Genomic DNA, 3,313 nt, shown 5'->3' with positions numbered 1-3,313 from the left:
GGTGCTGCAGTTGGCCTCGGCCTCGAAATCCCGAACGCCGTGATCACCTCGATTCAGGGCGAGCGCGCGCCGTCGGTTACCGTTCGCGAAAGAATCGTGGTCGGTGAGCCGCTGCCATCAAGCGTGGAACTGCGGATGGTTCCGAGTCACACCGAATATCGCTACGCCGTGGTCAATGACCGCCGTGTAATCGTCGAGCCGCGCACGCGCAAGATCATCAAGATCATCGACTAACCCAAGCGATAGACCATCTCTGGATCCCCGCGGGAATTTCCCCGCGTGGATTTGCGTGTCATGAGAGTTTTGCGCGGCGCGATCGCTTCTTGATCCAGCCGATGCAGGCCGCGAGCGCCAGGCCGACGCAGGCTGCCAGCGCATCGACGACGAAATCCAACCATCTCGCGTGCCGTCCCGGCGCCCAGAACTGCAGGATCTCGATCAGTCCGATCACGGCGAATTTTGATGAATATGGTCATCGCCATGCTGCAGATGCGAAATCGCGATGCCCTTTGGTTAATGCCTGATCCTATAGCGCTTCTCGCACGCCGAGGCCGAGCATGAAGCGTTCCCGGATCTGCACGGGATCACGACGGGTGGCGCCGACGCCGGGCTTGTCGTCGATGCGCACCCCGATCAGCGTCGGTCCGGAGGCCGACAGCGATTGATCGACCAGACGCTCGAAGTCATCCTCGTCCGCCGCCCAGACGCTGTTGGAAAGACCGGAGGCGATGGCGATGGCGACGATATCCGCCACCGCAGCGGCCGGGGTCGGTTGCGCGCCGGTGATCTGGTAGATGCCGTTGTCCATCACGATCATGGTGAGGTTTTTCGGCGCCAGTGTCGCAATCGTCGCAAGGCAACCCATCTGCATCAGCAGCGAGCCGTCGCCGTCGAGCCCGAATACGCGGCGCTGCGGCTGCGCCAGTGCGACGCCGAGCGCGATCGGGAAGCCAAGCCCCATGCTGCCGAGCATGTAGAAGTTCTGCGGGCGATGGCCGGCGGCCCAAAGATCGAAATTGGTATTGCCGATGCCGCCGATCACGGCTTCCTCGTGCTTCAGCTTTGCGACCAGCCGCGAGGTGATGTCGAACCGGTTCATTACCTTGGTGTTGCGGGCAGGGGTGCTGGTGGCCGTGTTCATGGCTTCACTCACTTGTCGAAGACTTTGCCGCCGGTCAAAAGCGGCGACAGGATCAGCGCCACCGGCGCCTGCGTGGTGATGGCCTGCTTGATCGAACGATCGGCGATGAACTCGAATTCGTCGAGCCGGGTGCAGGTGTGATGCTCCATCGCCAGCGAATCCAGTACCGGCCGCATGGTGCGGCAGACCAGCGCCTGGCCGTAATTGAATTCGCCGAGCGTGCCGCGCTCCGTGACGAACATGATCAGCGGAATCTGGTAGGGAACCGCCAGCGACGCCAGCACGTTGGCCAGCGTGGCGAAGCCGGAGGTCTGCATCAGCACGGCGCCGCGCATGCCGGCCATCCAGGCGCCGGCGACGATGCCGACCGCTTCCTCTTCCCGCGCGGTGGGAAATGTGGTGAAGAACGGATCGGCGTGGATATTCCTGATCAGCGTCGTCAGGATGCGGTCGGGAACGTAGGGTACCAGCCGGATGTCGTTGCGCTTGAGCGTCTGCAACGCCACGTCGTGCCAGCTCCTTTCGTGAGGAGCTTGGTTTGTCGTCTGTGCCTCGGCAACCGCCATCGCAGTATCCCTTGTTTCGCGACGATTTTTCGTTCGCGACATGATCGCAGCCGGCCCGTCGTTGCGCCGAAACTTGACGCACTCTCAGGGATTGTCAACATGCGCTGACCATATGCATGATCGGCACCTCCTGGCGATGCTCCGGGTATGCTGGCGTGTGATAAGAGAAATAGAAATGGAGAATATCGGGGAGGGATGTCATGCGCAGATGGATCATCCTCGACACCAATCCCGCAACACCATGGCTTCCCTGAACTGAAGGCTTGACCAACGATGTCCGTGAATAACAAGCGCGTGTTCTACGTCAAATATCTGGCGCATCCGATCTATGCCGAAATACTGGCGGCACGTCCCGATGTGCGGCTCGACCGGCTGGAGAACGAAACCGCGGAAGACGTCTTCGCGCCGGTGCTGGCCGCCGCGCATGCCTATCAGATCGGCGCGGCGCGCGACGAACTTGCACCGCATTTCCACGCCCATGCTGATCTGCTCAAGCGCGCGCCGAACCTGCTGATCGTCTCCAGCAACGGCGCGGGCTTCGATCCCGTCGACGTCGAGGCCTGCACGGCAGCGGGGGTGGTGGTGGTCAACCAGTCTGGCGGCAACGCCCACTCCGTCGCCGAGCACGCGCTCGGCATGCTGCTCACTCTGTCAAAGCGCATCATCGAGGCCGACCGTGCGTTGCGGCGCGACCCCAATGTCAACCGCAATTCCCTGATCGGCACCGAGGCGCAGGGCAAGACCATCGGCATCGTCGGGCTCGGCAATGTCGGCCGCCGCATCGCCGAACTCTGCAAGGGCCTGCTCGGCATGAAGGTGCTGGCCTACGATCCCTATCTTTCGGCGACCGAGATGGCCGCGCGTGGCGGCGAAAAGGTCGAACTCGACGACCTCTTGCGCGCCTCCGACTATGTCTCGATCAACTGTCCGCTCGCCAGGGATACGCGTGGCATGATCGGCGCGCGCGAATTCGCGCTGATGCAGCCGCACGCTTATTACATCACCACCGCGCGGGGCTTTATCCATGATGAAGCGGCGCTGTTCGACGTGCTGCGCGACAAGCGCATTGCCGGCGCGGGCCTCGACGTCTGGGACAAGGAACCGCCTCAGCCGGACCATCCGCTGCTGCAATTCGACAACGTGCTGGCAAGCCCGCACACCGCCGGGGTGACCCGGGAGGCGCGGGCCAATATGGGCCGGATCGCCGCCGAGCAGATGCTCGGCGCGCTCGACGGCAAGCGGCCGCCGCGCCTGATCAATCCCGAAGTATGGCCGGCCTACGCCAAACGCTTTGAACGGGCGTTCGGGTTTACGCCGGGCTGACCGGGCCCGGTTCGCCGGATCGGTTTTTCGAGGGAGAAGAATTCCATCGTTATCGCCCTGATCGCGGCAATAAATCCATCGTGAACCCGGGCCCGGGCGATGGCCGCGTTGCTATTTTCGCTGCGCTATCGACAGGCCGCCGGGGCAAGGCCATTTTCCTTTCAAGCGTCGTTCGCGGAACGTTGGTTCCGGCCGGCGCCGAAGGAATTGGCGAAATGCGACAGGTAAATTCATTCTTGCGCTCGGCATCGTCCCGAATCGGACGCCGGTTCAAGCTGATCGT

At 62.7% G+C, this 3,313-nt stretch carries 5 protein-coding genes; 2 read left to right on the top strand and 3 right to left on the bottom strand.

What is annotated here, in order from left to right; genetic code table 11:
• Positions 1-234: DUF1236 domain-containing protein (locus Q8N40_RS24905; RefSeq protein WP_305713692.1), on the top strand; the 234-nt coding region annotated here is incomplete at its 5' end.
• A gap of 58 nt (positions 235-292) precedes the next feature.
• Here the strand turns inward: Q8N40_RS24905 and Q8N40_RS24900 are convergent.
• From Q8N40_RS24900 to Q8N40_RS24890, 3 genes are all read right to left on the bottom strand, one after another.
• Positions 293-451 (bottom strand): hypothetical protein, encoded by a 159-nt coding sequence (locus Q8N40_RS24900; protein WP_371135809.1) that lies wholly within the window; start codon positions 449-451, stop codon positions 293-295.
• Positions 452-526: 75 nt separating this feature from the next.
• Complete coding sequence (locus Q8N40_RS24895) at positions 527-1,141, bottom strand: thiamine pyrophosphate-dependent enzyme (RefSeq protein WP_305318900.1); 615 nt, start codon at positions 1,139-1,141, stop codon at positions 527-529.
• Between the two features lie 8 nt (positions 1,142-1,149).
• A complete protein-coding gene (locus Q8N40_RS24890) occupies positions 1,150-1,707 on the bottom strand; it encodes a thiamine pyrophosphate-binding protein (protein ID WP_305318899.1) in 558 nt (185 codons plus the stop codon).
• Positions 1,708-1,980: 273 nt separating this feature from the next.
• On the opposite strand from Q8N40_RS24890, the gene Q8N40_RS24885 reads away from it, so the two are divergent.
• Positions 1,981-3,030 (top strand): hydroxyacid dehydrogenase, encoded by a 1,050-nt coding sequence (locus Q8N40_RS24885; RefSeq protein ID WP_305713691.1) that lies wholly within the window; start codon positions 1,981-1,983, stop codon positions 3,028-3,030.
• The last annotated feature ends 283 nt before the right edge of the window (positions 3,031-3,313 follow it).

Source organism: Bradyrhizobium sp., from assembly GCF_030693485.1.
Lineage (GTDB): Bacteria > Pseudomonadota > Alphaproteobacteria > Rhizobiales > Xanthobacteraceae > Bradyrhizobium.
Note: the sequence above shows the minus strand (reverse complement) of the source record. Positions and strands in the feature narration are given on the sequence as shown.